The 14593-nt window shown below is 40.2% G+C and carries 11 protein-coding genes; 7 read left to right on the top strand and 4 right to left on the bottom strand.

Annotated elements, in window-relative coordinates; translation table 11 throughout:
• The first annotated feature begins 41 nt into the window (after positions 1-41).
• Together ubiC and ubiA are read left to right on the top strand one after the other, a co-directional pair.
• Complete coding sequence (gene ubiC, locus DK861_RS11150) at positions 42-551, top strand: chorismate lyase (protein ID WP_072065203.1); 510 nt, start codon at positions 42-44, stop codon at positions 549-551.
• Between the two features lie 28 nt (positions 552-579).
• A complete protein-coding gene (gene ubiA, locus DK861_RS11145; RefSeq protein ID WP_006536376.1) occupies positions 580-1434 on the top strand; it encodes a 4-hydroxybenzoate octaprenyltransferase in 855 nt (284 codons plus the stop codon).
• A gap of 102 nt (positions 1435-1536) precedes the next feature.
• Here ubiA and plsB read toward each other — a convergent pair whose 3' ends face one another.
• Entirely contained in the window at positions 1537-4020 is a 2484-nt protein-coding gene (plsB, locus tag DK861_RS11140) for a glycerol-3-phosphate 1-O-acyltransferase PlsB (RefSeq protein WP_109400130.1), read from the bottom strand.
• A gap of 130 nt (positions 4021-4150) precedes the next feature.
• Here plsB and DK861_RS11135 point away from each other — a divergent pair, with 130 nt between their 5' ends.
• Together DK861_RS11135 and lexA are read left to right on the top strand one after the other, a co-directional pair.
• The gene (locus DK861_RS11135) at positions 4151-4522 is read left to right on the top strand and encodes a diacylglycerol kinase (protein WP_006536373.1); all 372 of its coding nucleotides are present in this window, start codon (positions 4151-4153) and stop codon (positions 4520-4522) included.
• Between the two features lie 127 nt (positions 4523-4649).
• The gene (gene lexA / locus DK861_RS11130; protein ID WP_023583074.1) at positions 4650-5261 is read left to right on the top strand and encodes a transcriptional repressor LexA; all 612 of its coding nucleotides are present in this window, start codon (positions 4650-4652) and stop codon (positions 5259-5261) included.
• Between the two features lie 110 nt (positions 5262-5371).
• Here the strand turns inward: lexA and zur are convergent, their stop codons facing one another.
• Positions 5372-5902, bottom strand: a complete 531-nt coding sequence (gene zur / locus DK861_RS11125; protein WP_006536370.1) for a zinc uptake transcriptional repressor Zur — start codon at positions 5900-5902, stop codon at positions 5372-5374.
• A 336-nt stretch (positions 5903-6238) separates the two neighbouring features.
• The gene (gene ssb1 / locus DK861_RS11120) at positions 6239-6763 is read right to left on the bottom strand and encodes a single-stranded DNA-binding protein SSB1 (protein ID WP_109400129.1); all 525 of its coding nucleotides are present in this window, start codon (positions 6761-6763) and stop codon (positions 6239-6241) included.
• 252 nt (positions 6764-7015) lie between these two features.
• Here ssb1 and uvrA point away from each other — a divergent pair, with 252 nt between their 5' ends.
• The 3 genes from uvrA (at position 7016) to DK861_RS11105 (ending at position 13262) form a co-directional block, all read left to right on the top strand.
• On the top strand, positions 7016-9850 hold the full coding sequence (uvrA, locus tag DK861_RS11115; protein ID WP_109400128.1) for an excinuclease ABC subunit UvrA: 2835 nt from the start codon (positions 7016-7018) through the stop codon (positions 9848-9850).
• A 666-nt stretch (positions 9851-10516) separates the two neighbouring features.
• Complete coding sequence (locus DK861_RS11110) at positions 10517-11848, top strand: amino acid permease (protein ID WP_006536365.1); 1332 nt, start codon at positions 10517-10519, stop codon at positions 11846-11848.
• A 64-nt stretch (positions 11849-11912) separates the two neighbouring features.
• Complete coding sequence (locus tag DK861_RS11105; protein ID WP_109400127.1) at positions 11913-13262, top strand: L-serine ammonia-lyase, iron-sulfur-dependent, subunit alpha; 1350 nt, start codon at positions 11913-11915, stop codon at positions 13260-13262.
• A 106-nt stretch (positions 13263-13368) separates the two neighbouring features.
• Here DK861_RS11105 and DK861_RS11100 read toward each other — a convergent pair whose 3' ends face one another.
• The gene (locus tag DK861_RS11100) at positions 13369-14565 is read right to left on the bottom strand and encodes an amino acid aminotransferase (protein ID WP_109400126.1); all 1197 of its coding nucleotides are present in this window, start codon (positions 14563-14565) and stop codon (positions 13369-13371) included.
• Positions 14566-14593: the final 28 nt, after the last annotated feature.

The raw sequence follows: 14593 nt of genomic DNA, 5'->3' as shown, positions 1-14593 counted from the left end.
AATCGCACAAGCTAGGATCATCAACGCGTGATGATGAAATAATGTTCAAAAAATCAATAATTACTCCCGCTCCTATCCATTGGTTACCTAATGAGGAACACGAAAGTATTAAAGAAAGTACATTAAGTTGGTTAATGGAATTAGGCTCGATGACTCGACGTTTTGAGCAATATTGTAATAAAGTCACTGTAATGCCTTACCAAGAAGGATTTGTTGACTTTATTGAACCCGCTGACGAAAGAGCGTGTTTACCCAAAAGTCAGCGTTATTGGTTAAGAGAAGTGGTATTGTGTGGTGATGATATTCCTTGGTTATTAGGGCGGACGTTAGTGCCAGAAGAGACATTGACAGGCGAAGACAGAAAACTGGTCAATCTAAGAACCGTTCCACTTGGGCGTTATCTGTTTCAGGAAACAACCTTAAGTCGTGATTTTATTCATATCGGGCAACAAAATGGGTATTGGTTACGCCGTTCTCGTTTTCAGCTTTCAGATAAACCTTTATTATTAACCGAGATGTTTCTACCTGCATCACCAGTTTATGAGAAGTAATTAAGGGGAGCTAAAATTGGAGGGAAGTATGACGCAAAGTAAATGGCAAGCATATAGCCGTTTAATGCGTATAGATAAACCTATCGGAGCGCTATTACTACTTTGGCCAACTTATTGGGCTTTGTGGATTGCTGCTAAAGGCTTTCCAGATTGGCATATTCTGATTGTCTTTACTATTGGCGTGTTCTCTATGCGTGCCGCTGGGTGTGTAATAAACGACTTTGCTGACCGAAAAATTGATGGCAGTGTTGAACGAACTAAAAATAGACCATTACCTAGTGGGGCAGTGACAGAAAAAGAGAGCAAAATCTTATTTATCGTTTTGGTACTCTTGTCATTTGCATTAGTTCTAACACTTAACACCATGACTATTTGGCTCTCTGTGGCAGGGCTTGCACTGGCGTGGTTTTATCCTTTCGTTAAACGGTTTAGTAACTTACCTCAGCTTATTTTAGGTATGGCTTTTGGCTGGTCAATTCCAATGGGATTTGCCGCCGTTTCTGAAACTTTGCCGTTAGTGTGCTGGCTATTATTCCTGGTTAATATTGTCTGGTCTGTTATTTACGATACGCAATATGCAATGGTTGATCGTAATGATGATATAAAAATAGGGGTTAAATCTACTGCTATTTTATTCGGTCGTTATGACAAAATTATTATCGGTATTTTACAACTGGTGATGCTGGCATTATTAGTGGGTATTGGTATTTTGCTGAATTTGAAAGGTATCTACTACTGGTCGCTATTGTTAGTCACAGCTCTGTTTATTTATCAACAGAAGCTTATTGCAGAGCGTGAAAGAGCGCCGTGTTTCCAAGCTTTTATGAATAATAACTATGTTGGTTTTGTTTTATTTGCGGGTATTTTATTTAGTTATTTTTAAGATAAATAAGCGCTAAAGTATTCTCTAGTATTGAGTAGAAATAAAAAGGGATAAGCAATGAGCTTATCCCTTTTCTATTTCGGTCATAATGCTATTTACTGATTATTCATCAGCTTTAGGCTCACTTTTTTCGTCAACAGTTTGTACTAAATTGTTATCTTCAGTGATCCCGACGCTTTCAATGGTTAAGCGAATTTCTGGTGACATTAATTTTGCAATCACTTGGTAAAGGGCAGATGCATCTGCTTTTAGGATATCTTCATTATCATTGAGATACCCTTCTTCACGTAGCGTTGAAACTAAGGTAGAGAATACCGCTTTATCAAAGAATTCAGGTGCGTTGATACCATGCAAAACTGAAAGACGTTGTGCCAAGATACGGCTCTCTTTTTCCAATAATGCACGGCTAATTTCAGGTGCAAAATTGAGTAAAGAGAGTGTAATGCCATAGCGTTGCAGTGTTTCTCTGACGCTGGCGGCTAAAAGCTGTAATGGACGAATACGCGCTGGGTTGATACGCAGTAAGCCATCACTATCACAACAAATCAGGCGCTGACGGCACAATTCTGCAATCAAAGTATTAATGACTTCAGGGAGTTCTTCTTTCTCATAACGAATAAATAGTTCCGCTTTAATAAGAGGGAAGATGAGCTCAACTTGTTTCATTAAATCATCACGATGAATTTTTTCATGATGTAAGACGATGCTTGCAATTAATGACGGAGTGATCATTAAGTGGATTGTGTTATTGCGGTAATAAGTCATTAATACCGCGCTTTCACGAGGGAGTACCACAATATCACCCAAACTGTCTTTTTCGACTTGGAATTTATCTGACTGTAGAGCGTGTTCTAATAAGGCTTTAGCGTTTTTATCAGACACAATCATATCCGTCGAATAAGGCACATTGCGTAATAATTGTAGATAACAATCTATTTGCTCTAACAGTTGTTCTCTCGTGAGTGCGCGTTGACGTGATGCCAATAAAGCTGTTGAAACAAGATTGATTGCATTAATAGATGCTGCATTATTGATATGAACCATAATGTTATCAGCGAGTGTGCTTACTGTTGGGTTTAACCAACTTGGGCGCTGTGGCTCAATGGGGTCAATATCATCACGCCATTGTGGTACAGCTTGATTTAAGTATTGTACAACAGAAATTGGCTCACCAAAGTTCACATAGCCTTGACCAAGGTTACGTAATTTACGTAATCCTCTGACCATCTGCATAAAGCCTTCTTTCTCTTTTGTTGCGCCACGTAATTCTTTGGCATAAGTTGCCACTTCCATAACGTGTTCATAACCAATGTAAATTGGAACAACAGAGATAGGACGTGTTTCACCACGCAACATGGCTTGTACCGTCATTGAAAGTGTTCCTGTTTTAGGATCTAACAATCGACCTGTACGAGAGCGACCACCTTCAACGAAATATTCAATGGAGTAGCCACGTGTAAATAGCTCGCCTAAATATTCACGAAAAATGGTGGAGTAAAGCTTGTTACCTTTAAAGGTTCTTCGAATAAAGAAAGCCCCTAAACGGCGGAAAATAGGGCCGGCTGGCCAGAAATTGAGGTTAATACCTGCTGCTATATGTGGGGGGACTAAACCTTGGTGGTAAAGTACATAAGAAAGCAGTAAGTAGTCCATGTGGCTACGGTGACAAGGAACATACACGATTTCATGCCCATCTTGCGCGAGTTTACGTACTCGTTCGGCATTATAAACGTTGATACCTTGGTAGAGCTTATTCCATGTCCAACTTAATACGCGATCACTAATACGCACTGCTTCATATGAGAAATTAGCTGCAATTTCTTCCATGATATCTGTGGCATTTTTACGCGCTTTGTCAAGTGAGATTTTCTTCGCTTTTGATTCATCTTCAATCGCTTTTTCAATTGCTTTTGATGAAAGCAATTTATTGAAGAGATCTTGGCGTGCTGGCAATTTAGGGCCAACAGCGGCTAAACGCTGGCGTGAAAAGTGAATACGTGCAACACGTGCAAGTTTTCTCGCTATACTCGTGTCCGTGCCGTGTTCGTTCGCCATTTCACGCATTGATACAGTGGGTGAAAAACGAACAAAACTATCACGACCTAACCAGAGGATAGCGATAAATTTTTGGATACCGTTAAGCACGCGTAAATGTGGAACACCATTATGGCCTTCACGACCAGGAGAGCGTCCAAACATCACAGAAACTGGCAACATCTCGATATCAAGATGTGGGTTATTACGGTGCGCATCAAGATAAGCGTGGAATGTCTTCACGGAATCTTTACGAGGATCGGGGGAGTAGTAACGGAATACTCTTGGGCCGTCATCAATAAAGACATAAGCAGGAAGCTTCGTACCGCCTATCTCAATGGGTTGCAGTGGATCAGGCAATCCTAAAGATAAACATTGCTGTCTTAATGTCAGTAAGTCCGCCTTTGAATGATAAGGCAGAACATAAAGGAAAGATCGCGACGTATCTAACCCTAATTCAGTGATAGGATCAGTCGGAACTCGTTTGCTTTTTACCAGTAATTTTAGTGGTAAATTCAATGTGTTATAATATAGTTTACGCCAAGCTGACATAAATAGTTGTAGCCTCTTATTAGCAATACTTCGAAAGCATAACAGAAAGTCTTTCGTAGATCTGTGGTGCTGTGACAATATTAATAGAGAAAAGTGGCAAAATAATCGTTTGTTTTCGATAGAGTTTATTATGGCTAATCAAAATAAAGGTCTTACCCGAATCATCAAAGCAGGTGGCTATTCATACAAAGGCATTCGTGCCGCTTGGATTAATGAAGCCGCTTTTAGACAAGAAGCAATTGTGACCTTGGTTGCAATTATCCTTTCATTTTTCATCGATGTCAGTGGTCTAGAGCGCATTTTACTCATTGGTTCCGTTGTATTGGTTGTGATCTTGGAACTGGTAAATAGCGCAATAGAAGCGGTTGTCGATCGAATTGGATCTGAATACCATGAATTATCCGGACGTGCAAAAGATATGGGTTCTGCCGCCGTTCTGATTGCTATTATATTGGGATTATTTACTTGGGTAACCATTCTTTGGGGGCATTTCTTCGCATAAAGTTAAAAATTTCGCTTTTTGTCGAAAAATAATCCAGAGATGCGTGTTTTATATTCATTTAAGGTTTCAAATCGTCATATACCTGTATATACTCACAGTTTGACTGTATAAACAAACAGGGGGCGGAATGAAAGCATTAACTGCAAGGCAGCAGCAGGTTTACGATTTGGTTCGTGATCACATTTCGCAAACGGGTATGCCACCAACACGGGCTGAAATAGCTTCCCAGCTTGGGTTTCGCTCACCAAATGCGGCAGAAGAGCACTTAAAAGCTCTTGCTCGTAAAGGCGTGATAGAAATTGTCTCTGGTGCATCCAGAGGTATCCGTTTGCTAATGGAAGAAGAGCCAGAAGGATTGCCATTAATTGGGCGAGTCGCGGCGGGTGAACCACTTTTAGCGCAAGAGCATATTGAAAGCCATTATCAAGTTGACCCAATGCTATTTAAACCAAGTGCAGATTTTTTATTGCGCGTTAATGGCATGTCAATGAAAGATATCGGTATTATGGATGGTGATTTACTTGCTGTGCATAAAACACAAGATGTTCACAATGGGCAAGTGATTGTGGCGCGTATTGAAGATGAAGTGACAGTAAAGCGCTTCAAGAAAAGCGGTAATAAAATTGAGCTTCATGCAGAAAACCCAGAGTTTTCACCAATTATCGTCGATTTACGCGAACAAAGCTTTACTGTGGAAGGTTTAGCCGTTGGGGTTATTCGTAACGGCGAATGGCTGTAATTTGTGCCAAAGTAAGTCAACAAAACTTATTTTAAAAAGATGCAGATGATGTGTAAAAACATAAAATCATCTGCATTTTTTTATGTCTAGACTTACTGACAGTTGCTCAATCAACGTGGCTTATAGTCACCGGTTTTTTTCTGCTTAAGATTATCATCCATACTATGATCATGATGACAACCTTCAGGATGGGTACACTCTTGTGCTTCGTGGCATTGTGAACACAATCCATGAATTTCGATGACGCTATGTCGTAAATGAAATCCACTCTCTTTTGCTAGTAATGAAATCGCATCTTCGATTTTATGACTATTCTTTTCAGTGACAGATAAGCAACGGTCACAAATTAGCATTACTGACGTATGTTCAACATCATCAAAATGATGACAAAGCACATAACTGTTGGTGGATTCTATTTTATGAATAAATCCTTGCTCAAGTAAAAACTCTAATCCGCGATAGACTGTTGGCGGTTTTGCTTGAGGCTCAACTTGGCGTAATAAATCCAATAAATCATATGCGCTGATAGCAGAAGGTTGCTGGATTATCAGACGTAATACTGCCAGACGTTGTGAAGTCAGGCGAACACCTCGTTTCTGGCAGATCTTTTCTGCCTGAGCGAGCAATTTCTCTTCATTCATGGGGATAAGATGCTCTCAGACGTTGTTAATAACATAGATCCTATCATATTTTTCAAGAGTAAACCTTTGTGTAAAGTGAGGTTTTGTGAAAATAACTGTAGGATTACATCCTTTTTAACAGGATCTGCTGTTCGATAAAAAACATGTTTTCTTTCAACAATATAAAGTAGGTACTTTTAAAGAGAGATAAATACGTAATAATTTATCGTGTAAAGCAAGTTGATTCACATGGGCGAAATAGTTTTTCATGTTGATATGTACTGACCATTAGTAACAAAAAACCCAGCCTAAGCTGGGTTAATTTTTTAGATGGTTTTAGATAATTTTTTCTGAACCTTAAAACGGAATGTCGTCATCAAAATCCATTGGTGGTTCATTGCTTGGTGCTGGAGCTGCAGCGGGTTGTTGTGGGCGAGATTGAGCACCACCGCTAAATTGTTGTGATGCTTGTGGCTGTTGTGGTTGACCCCAACTGCCTTGGCCACCTTGAGATGGCGCGCTATCTTGGCCGCCACGGCCACCTAACATCTGCATTGTGCCGCCGATATTAACAACAACTTCAGTGCTATATCTGTCTTGGCCGCTTTGGTCTTGCCATTTACGTGTTTGTAATTGGCCTTCGATATACACTTGTGAACCTTTACGCAGATATTCGCCTGCAATTTCCGCTAATTTGCCGAAAATTACCACACGGTGCCACTCGGTTTTTTCTTTCATTTCACCGGTTTGTTTATCGCGCCAGCTTTCTGATGTTGCCAATGTTAGGTTGGCAACTGCACCGCCACTTGGCATATAACGGATTTCTGGATCCTGCCCTAAATTACCGATAAGAATAACTTTGTTTACGCCTCTGCTCGCCATGTGAGGTACTCCTGCGAAAGTAAATTTTTTGAAATCATAAGCGAATAAGTTTATCACGTACGCTAAAATTTGAATATGACGTGTGATGAATTTCTCAATTGTGAACATTGTCGAAATTTTTTTGTCTCAAAATGACAGGTTTACATCATCATTCAATTTCACTATATATACTGTATATCCATTCAGTTAACTTTGTGTCATAATTATCCGATTATTTCTTTTTCGGCGACTCTCTCAATCCGGGATATATTCATGGATAAAATCGAAGTACGGGGCGCTCGCACCCATAATCTAAAAAATATCAATTTGGTCATTCCTCGCGATAAACTTATTGTTATTACGGGACTTTCAGGCTCAGGTAAATCCTCTTTAGCCTTTGATACGCTTTATGCAGAAGGGCAACGACGTTATGTTGAATCACTTTCTGCTTATGCTCGTCAGTTTCTTTCGTTAATGGAAAAGCCTGATGTTGATCACATTGAAGGTTTATCTCCCGCTATTTCGATTGAACAAAAATCTACATCACATAACCCACGTTCAACGGTGGGAACCATCACCGAAATACACGATTACCTACGTCTCTTATTTGCGCGTGTTGGTGAACCTCGTTGCCCTGATCATGATATTCCATTAGCCGCTCAAACAGTGAGCCAAATGGTTGATAATGTACTTGAGCAACCAGAGGGTAAGCGCTTAATTCTGTTAGCACCTGTGGTGAAAGAACGTAAAGGTGAGCATATTAAGCTACTCAATAATCTTGCTGCTCAAGGTTATATTCGTGCGCGTATTGATGGCGAAGTGTGTGATCTTTCTGATCCACCAACATTAGAATTACAGAAAAAACATACCATTGAAGTGGTAATTGACCGTTTTAAAGTACGTGACGATCTGGCTCAACGCTTAGCGGAATCTTTTGAAACTGCGTTAGAACTTTCAGGTGGTACTGCCGTTATCTCTGATATGGATGATAACAATGCAGAAGACATTATTTTTTCTGCAAACTTTGCTTGTCCTGTTTGTGGCTACAGCATGAGCGAGTTAGAACCTCGTTTATTCTCTTTTAATAACCCCGCAGGGGCTTGTCCAACTTGTGATGGTTTAGGTGTTCAGCAATTTTTTGATCCTGAATTAGTGATCCAAAATAGAGACATCTCCCTTGCTGGTGGTGCCATCAAAGGGTGGGATCGCCGTAACTTCTACTATTTCCAAATGTTACGCTCATTGGGTGAGCACTATCATTTTGATGTTGAAGCACCATTTAATTCGTTACCAGATAATATTCAAAAAGTCATTTTAACGGGATCAGGTAAAGAGAATATTGAATTTAAATACACAAACGATCGTGGTGATGTTGTTGTTCGTCATCATCCTTTTGAAGGTGTATTAAATAATATGGAACGCCGTTACCGCGAGACAGAATCTAGTGCGGTACGTGAGGAGCTTTCTAAATATATTAGTAATCGTTCTTGTGCTTCTTGTGGAGGTACACGTTTACGCCGAGAAGCGCGCCATGTGTATGTTGAAAACACCACATTGCCTGAAATAGCAGATTACAGTATTGGTCATGCCATGACCTTTTTCCAAAATCTAAAATTGAGCGGTCAGCGAGCGAAGATTGCAGAAAAAGTCTTAAAAGAGATCAGTGACCGATTAAAATTTTTGGTCAATGTGGGATTAAATTACCTCACACTTTCTCGTTCTGCAGAAACTTTATCAGGTGGTGAAGCTCAACGTATTCGCTTAGCCAGTCAGATTGGTGCGGGATTAGTTGGTGTGATGTATGTATTGGATGAACCTTCGATAGGGTTACATCAACGAGATAACGATCGTCTACTTGAAACGCTGATCCACTTGCGTAATTTGGGTAACACTGTGATCGTCGTAGAACATGACGAAGATGCCATCCGTGCCGCTGATCATGTTATTGATATTGGTCCTGGTGCCGGTGTTCATGGTGGTGAAATTGTCGCTCAAGGGACGCTTGAAGATATTATTAATAACCCGAATTCATTAACGGGGAAATTCTTAAGTGGTGAACGTCGCATCGCAATTCCAGAACAACGAGTGCCTGTTGATCGCGAAAAAATGCTGACCATTCTTGGCGCAAAAGGTAATAACCTAAAAAATGTAAATCTAAAATTACCAGTAGGTTTATTTACCTGTATTACAGGTGTTTCAGGATCAGGTAAATCAACGTTGATCAACGATACGTTATTCCCTATCGCACAACGCCAATTAAATGGGGCGACAAATAGTGTACCTGCACCTTACTTAGATGTTGAAGGGCTAGAATATTTCGATAAAGTGATTGATATTAACCAAAGCCCAATTGGTCGTACTCCTCGTTCAAACCCCGCAACTTATACCGGTGTTTTTACGCCTATTCGTGAGCTATTTGCGGGTGTACCTGAATCTCGTACTCGTGGTTATACACCGGGACGGTTCAGTTTCAACGTAAAAGGTGGGCGTTGTGAAGCTTGCCAAGGTGATGGCGTTTTAAAAGTTGAAATGCATTTTTTACCTGATGTGTATGTACCTTGTGATCAATGTAAAGGCCAGCGTTATAACCGTGAAACTCTTGAAGTTAAATACAAAGGAAAAAATATCCACGAAGCGTTAGATATGACCATTGAAGAGGCGAGAGAGTTCTTTGATGCTGTGCCTGCATTGGCTCGTAAGCTACAAACATTGATTGATGTTGGCCTTTCTTATATTCGCTTGGGACAATCAGCAACGACGTTATCGGGCGGTGAAGCGCAACGGGTTAAGTTAGCAAAAGAGTTGTCAAAACGTGGTACGGGACAGACTCTCTATATTCTCGATGAGCCCACAACAGGGCTTCACTTTGCTGATATTGAGCTGTTACTTGACGTGCTTCATAAGTTACGCGACCAAGGTAATACCATTGTTGTGATTGAACACAATCTTGATGTGATCAAAACAGCCGACTGGATTGTGGATCTGGGCCCTGAAGGCGGAAGCGGTGGTGGCCAAATTTTAGTGTCAGGTACACCAGAACACGTTGCAGAGTTTGAAGGCTCACATACTGCAAGATTCTTAAAACCAATCTTAGAACGCGGTTATTAAGATCACGCCGCTTATTTCCTTATGATCTAAGCGCTACAGACAATAACTTCTTTCTTGTTTGTAGCGCGATTTCTTCAAGAAAAGTAAATCCATGAAGTACGATAGAATTTAATTCTATCGAAAAAAGTATTCTCTTTTGGTTATACACTTCCTTATCTATCTTTATCTTATCAATCGCCTATTTTTATAAAAAACAGATTAAATGGTTAATTATGCTATTTTGTAACAGTATTTTAACCAAATACGAGATAACAAAGCTAAATAGAAAGGATTATCATAGTCTATCGTGATAGACAGCACAGTTTATTTGGTGATTTGTTTCAATTGTTATACTTGACTATTATTGTATAACAATATGTATTTTTTATTATTTATCAAATAGTTACTTGCTTTTAAAGGTTGCGGTAGAAGGTAGGCTATTATTTACTGTGCTCTTTGAACAGATAATCCTACTTTTCTCCTTACGATAGAATTTTTTTCCAAATCATTTCGGGCTATCACGATTTATAACAACTTTTTTCTCCGTAATATTTCCTATCATTTACCCATAATAAATAATACCTGCAAAGAGTAAGGTTATTTTGACATCGCAATGTTAGATAGACTTTTTTACCCCCAAAATTCGTTTTGCTATTAACAATTACAATATAAAAAGTGAGTACTAATATGGAAACGGCTTCCTCAAAAACAGAGACAACAAGCTATCCCGCAACTAGTGCTGGCGCGCGTCGCGCAGGTATGACTGAACAAGAATGGCGTGCAGCTATTAAATTCGACGGCAATGATGTGGGCTGGGTTATCATGAGTATCGGTATGGCGATCGGTGCAGGTATTGTGTTTTTACCTGTACAGGTAGGCCTGATGGGATTATGGGTTTTCCTACTATCTTCACTGATTGGTTATCCAGCGATGTACCTTTTCCAACGTCTATTTATTAATACGTTGGCTGAATCTCCAGAGTGTAAAGACTACCCAAGCGTTATCACAGGTTATCTTGGTAAAAACTGGGGTATTTTATTAGGCGCACTTTACTTTGTTATGTTGGTCATTTGGATGTTTGTTTACTCAACAGCCATCACCAATGACAGTGCTTCTTACTTACAAACATTTGGTGTAACTGAAAGTTTACTGTCAGAAAACCCATTCTATGGATTGATCTTGATTTGTGCTTTAGTGGCCATCTCTTCTCGTGGTGAGCAATTACTGTTTAAATTATCAAGCTTTATGGTGCTGACTAAACTGCTGGTTGTTGCAGCGTTAGGGCTCTCCATGATTGGTATGTGGCACCTTTATAACGTAGGAGCATTACCACCTGCTGGACGTTTAATCAAAGAAGCAATCATTACATTACCTTTTACATTGACTTCAATTCTGTTTATCCAAACATTAAGTCCAATGGTTATCTCTTACCGTGGTCGCAATAAAAACCGTGAAGTCGCTCGTCACAAAGCGTTACGTGCAATGAACATCGCGTTTGGTGTGTTGTTCTGTACAGTTTTCTTCTATGCAATCTCATTTACATTAGCAATGGGTCATGATGAAGCCGTTAAAGCGTATGAACAAAATATCTCTGCATTAGCGATTGCTGCGAAATTCTTCCCTGGCGGTTGGGTTACAGTAGTAAGCGTTATGCTGAATATCTTCGCTGTAATGACGGCATTCTTTGGTGTCTACTTAGGTTTCCGTGAGGCGACACAAGGGATCGTCATGAACATTCTGCAACGTTATATCCCATTAGAAAAAATCAACCAAAAATGGGTACAAAATGGCATCATGATTTTCGCTGTGCTACTGGCATGGGGTGCAATCATCCTTAATGCACCAGTACTAAGCTTCACTTCAATTTGTAGCCCAATCTTCGGTATGGTGGGTTGTCTTATCCCTGCATACTTAGTGTACAAAGTACCTATGTTACACAAATACAAAGGTGCGTCACTCTATCTGATTATCTTTACCGGTTTACTGCTCGTTATCTCTCCGTTCTTGGCATTTTCATAGTCGCCAGCTTCGGTTCTAGTTAGGAGTTGTTTTTAAAAACTAAATTAATCCAAGGTGTTAGATTATGAGCCAGAACAAAAATTCTCATTTATGGTCACAGTTTGTTCGTCAGTTACGTGAAGGTGTTAAGCCTGCAGTCGGTTGCACTGAGCCAATATCATTAGCATTGGCAGCAGCGAAAGCAACTGCGCTTTTAGGAGAGCCAGTTGTTCGTATCGAAGCTTGGGTTTCGCCAAACTTGATGAAAAACGGAATGGGCGTAACAGTGCCGGGAACGGGAATGGCTGGGCTACCTATTGCGGCAGCATTAGGTGCGACAGGAGGAGATCCTGATGCTGGATTGGAGGTCTTATTAAAAGCATCCGCTGATGCGGTTGCTCAAGCTAAAACACTGGTTGCTCAAGGTAAAGTCACCGTGGGTGTAAAAGCACCTTGTGAGGATGTTCTTTATTCTGAAGCGAAAGTGTATAGCCAATCTGGTTATGCCATCGTCAGTATTGCAAGAGAGCATACACACGTTGTTCGTTGTGAATGTAACGGTAGCGTTGTTTTTGAAGAAGATAAATCGGCGCTTACCAATAATTATGCATGTACTGATGAAAAACCTTTTACTGATGCTTGTGCTGAAGATATCTATAACTTCGCACTTAATGTACCCGTGAGCGAAATTGAGTTTATGCTTAATGCTGCTCGTTTAAATGGTGCTTTATCAGAAGAGGGGCTACAAAACACCTATGGATTAGCCATTGGCCGTACCTTAATTCTGCAACAAGAGAAAGGTTTGTTAGGTAAAGACTTACTTAATGAAATCATGATCAGAGCATCAGCAGCTTCTGATGCTCGCATGGGGGGCGCGGTATTACCTGCAATGAGTAACTCAGGCTCTGGTAATCAGGGTATTGCCGCAACATTGCCCGTAATGGTTGTTGCTGAATTTATTAAAGCAGATGATGAAACTTTATTGCGTGCGTTAGTTTTATCACACTTAATGGCAATTTATGTCCATAGCCATTTTCCACCACTTTCTGCTCTTTGTGCTGCAACCACAGCTTCAATGGGGGCAGCAGCAGGAATGGCATGGTTACTGACAAAAGATTTCACCACTGTCAGTATGTCTATCAACAGTATGATTGGTGATATCAGTGGCATTATCTGTGATGGCGCATCCAATAGCTGTGCAATGAAAGTATCAAGTAGTGCAGCGAGTGCCTATAAAGCAGTATTGATGGCGATGCAAAATCAAAGTGTTGCGGGTACTGATGGTATTGTCAGCGACAATGTTGATAGCTCAATAGCGAATCTCTGTGCATTAGCGAGTCGTGCAATGCAACATACAGATATTCAAATCATTGAGATTATGGAAGAAAAAGCGCGTCGTAATGCTGGGGAAAAGAAGCAAGTTGTCAATATATAAAAGGCGAAAACCTAAAGCGACAGTAATGTTGTGATGCAGTAAAAAGAAATACCTGCTTATGAAAAATAGGCAGGTATTTTTTTATCATGAAATCGTGTTAATTGGTTTAAATACTCACAGCCGCAAAGGCTTGAGCAATACGCTGAACATTACCGGTATTAACACCTGCCATACAAACACGGCCAGTACCAACAAGATAAATACCAAATTCGTCACGTAATCTGTCAACTTGTGCTTGTGTAAAGCCGGTATAGCTGAACATACCGCGTTGAGTTAATAGATGATCAAAATTCTTTTCAGGCAGTGCAACTTTTAAAGCTTTGACTAACGTAACACGCATCTCTTTAATGCGATCACGCATATGTGCGACTTCTTTTTGCCATTGTGCAGTTAAAACTTGGTCTGATAGCACTTTATTGACAATTTGTGCACCATAGTTTGCAGGGCTTGAATAAATACGACGTACACCCGCTTTCAACTGACCTAACACATGTTCGCATTCAGTGGCATTATCACAAACAACGGATAAGCCGCCTGCACGTTCACCGTAGATCCCAAATATTTTTGAAAAAGAGTTACTGATAAGTATCGGTAATCCTGCTTTTGCCATAGTACGGATCGCGTAAGCGTCATCATCTAAGTTTTCAGCAAATCCTTGATAAGCAATATCTAAAAATGGAATTGCTTGGCGAGATTTTAATACTTCAGTGACTTTATCCCATTGATCTTTAGTCAGATCAGAACCTGTTGGGTTATGGCAACAAGGATGCATCAATACAATGCTTTTTTCAGGCAGTTTTTTAAAGCAATCTAAAAGTGCTTCAAATTTTACGCCTTTGGTTTCAGGATCAAAGTAAGGGTAGTCATTCACTTTGAAACCTGAGCCTGCAAAAATAGAACGATGATTATCCCAAGTTGGATCACTTATCCACACTTCTGATCCTGGGAAATAGCGATGCAGAAAATCAGCACCCACTTTTAATGCACCTGATCCACCTAATGTTTGGATTGTGGCTATTTTCTTTTCTGCAATTAGAGGATTATCTGCACCGAAAAGGAGATCTTGAATTTCGCTACGATAAGGTGCTAGCCCTTCCATTGGTAAATAAAGTGTTGCTGTGGGGGTCATGGCATTGAGCTGCTGACGTGCAACTGACACTGTTCCTAAAATAGGGGTCTTGCCTTCTTCATCATAATAAAGACCAATGCTTAAATTAATTTTATCCTGACGCGGGTCTTTGTTATAAACATCCATCAATGAGAGAATCGGATCTCCCGGAAACGCTTCAACCTGTTGAAACACGGCTTCTTCTCCAATCACTTTTAGTGTG

Origin of the sequence: Proteus sp. TJ1640, from assembly GCF_003144445.1 — a bacterium.
Taxonomy (GTDB): Bacteria; Pseudomonadota; Gammaproteobacteria; order Enterobacterales; family Enterobacteriaceae; genus Proteus; species Proteus penneri.
This window is presented reverse-complemented; position numbering and strand designations above follow the sequence as displayed.

Bases quoted from the DNA above. Each gene is read 5' to 3' on its own strand.
- plsB (WP_109400130.1), bottom strand. From the start codon at position 4,020: ATGTCAGCTTGGCGTAAACTATATTATAACACATTGAATTTACCACTA.
- DK861_RS11110 (WP_006536365.1), top strand. From the start codon at position 10,517: ATGGAAACGGCTTCCTCAAAAACAGAGACAACAAGCTATCCCGCAACT.
- uvrA (WP_109400128.1), top strand. From the start codon at position 7,016: ATGGATAAAATCGAAGTACGGGGCGCTCGCACCCATAATCTAAAAAAT.
- ubiC (WP_072065203.1), top strand. From the start codon at position 42: ATGTTCAAAAAATCAATAATTACTCCCGCTCCTATCCATTGGTTACCT.
- DK861_RS11105 (WP_109400127.1), top strand. From the start codon at position 11,913: ATGAGCCAGAACAAAAATTCTCATTTATGGTCACAGTTTGTTCGTCAG.
- ubiA (WP_006536376.1), top strand. From the start codon at position 580: ATGACGCAAAGTAAATGGCAAGCATATAGCCGTTTAATGCGTATAGAT.
- zur (WP_006536370.1), bottom strand. From the start codon at position 5,902: ATGAATGAAGAGAAATTGCTCGCTCAGGCAGAAAAGATCTGCCAGAAA.
- DK861_RS11135 (WP_006536373.1), top strand. From the start codon at position 4,151: ATGGCTAATCAAAATAAAGGTCTTACCCGAATCATCAAAGCAGGTGGC.
- lexA (WP_023583074.1), top strand. From the start codon at position 4,650: ATGAAAGCATTAACTGCAAGGCAGCAGCAGGTTTACGATTTGGTTCGT.
- ssb1 (WP_109400129.1), bottom strand. From the start codon at position 6,763: ATGGCGAGCAGAGGCGTAAACAAAGTTATTCTTATCGGTAATTTAGGG.